This is a genomic window from Prevotella sp. KH2C16 (assembly GCF_900113305.1).
In the GTDB taxonomy this organism is placed as follows: Bacteria; Bacteroidota; Bacteroidia; order Bacteroidales; family Bacteroidaceae; genus Prevotella.
On record NZ_FOOW01000052.1, the window covers coordinates 1 to 1851 of the forward strand.

General features: G+C 52.8%; 1 protein-coding gene. It reads left to right on the top strand.

From position 1 onward, the window contains the following. A partial coding sequence (locus tag BM114_RS13985) for a DUF2958 domain-containing protein (RefSeq protein ID WP_143089360.1) occupies positions 1-1851 on the top strand: 1851 nt, incomplete at both ends.

Genomic DNA, 1851 nt, shown 5'->3' on the forward strand with positions numbered 1-1851 from the left:
CAGTCGGGAAAGGAAATCGGCGAAGGCACCGAGCAGCAGTTTGTAGAAACCGCCTCCGTTCCCAAGGGCGATGGCTTCCCCATTGCCTTTAACCACAACTCGCTCTTTGAGGGCGAATGGAAAGACGTCGCCCACCGCACCATCGCCACGGAGCGCACGATGGGTACAGATCCATACGGCAAGCCTGCGTGGGAGTACAGCTTTGATGGGAGCATGGATGATATGGCGGAAAGTCTTCGGATTCAACTCTCGCAAGATGCAGGAAAACACTTTGACCGCAAGCTCTATGAGACGGGCATACCGATGACGGAGGAAGAGCGACAAGCCGAGGCTGCCAAGGAGTTATACAGACTCGGTGTAACGGTGGATTTACCCGAAGAAAAGCCAACGGAGGATAAAGAAAACGAGAATGCCTATAACTTGATGCCTGACAGCATCAGGAAGCAACTGCCCAAACTTTACAGCAAGGGAAAGGAACTCATTGGCGATAAGGTTGCCTACGCACGCTATTTCTTCCCGATGGGAGCTTACACGGCATATCTCTTGGAGTACGACCCGAAGACTCGTATCGGTTTCGGTGCCGTGACGATGGGCTATGGTTGGGAGCTGGGCAATATGTCGCTCGATGAGATGGAGGAAGTGAAGATACACGGATTGGGCATCGAACGCGATTTGTACTTTACACCCAAGAAACTGCACGAGATTGCAGAATTGGAGGAGATAGTAAGGGGACAATATACCAAGGAACCGATAATCGGGGAAATCAAGGAAAAAGCCGAGCCGACAGTCCAGGCTCAGCCAATGGAGGAGAAGCTTTCCACGGAAGAAGAAAAGGAGGAAGTTCAAGTTGAAAAGGTCGGTGAGCCGATTAAGGAAGAGACCGATGGGCAATCCGTGCAAGCAGCCGACCAAGTTCCCTATGAACCCGCTCCCGAAGGTGTGCCCACATTGACTCTTCATCGTCAATACGAGCAGGAAACGAAGGGAATCCGCACGGATGTGGAAGCCCCGCGGGAGATGAACGGACAGACGGTCTATTTCGATGAGGACCATCATCCGATTATCAACGAGAACGAAACGGAAACAGAGGGCACGCTCTTTACTCCCGAGGAATACAGCCTGTGGACACAGGAAGTGTCAAGGGTGAACAAAGAAATTTCCGAGAACAAGACCGCCCAACAAAAGACTGTTCCCTCCACAGCCCACAAAACTCCCGTCCGACGCACCCGCACGCCTCGCAAAAACACTTCTCCATCCCCGAGAGAACCGTCGCTCTTCGATTTTATGGACGAAGCAGAGCAACATACCCCACAACCGATAGTGGAAGTCAAGAAAGAGTTTGATGCCTCGCCGCGCCCCTTTCTCTCATCACCGGACACCCACCTAAGGGACGGCTCCATCGTCGTGCAGAAGGGACAGGTCGGTTTTCTCTCCGATTTGAAGCGGCATCCCACCTTCAATCCGATGGACTTGCCCTATGCGCAAATCTCACGGCTGAAATCGTATGTAGAGATACGGGAGTGCTACCACCGCCTATATGACTATGAGGCAAACAACCGGACCGAGGACAAGGAGGAACGTGAGAAACTCAACCGCCTTTATGACGGCTATGTCCTACGCTGGGGATATTTCAACCAGAAGGCGAACACCGATGTGATAAAAATGGATGCCACGGGCATGGAAATGCTGTTTCTGGAACGCTCCGAGAACGGCAGGTACATCAAGGCGGACATCTTCGACCATCCCACGGCATTCTCCACCACCGAACTGTCCGTTGCCGCAGACCCGATGGAGGCATTGGGCGCATCGCTCAACAAGTACGGCACGGTAGAACTTGACTATATGAGTTCC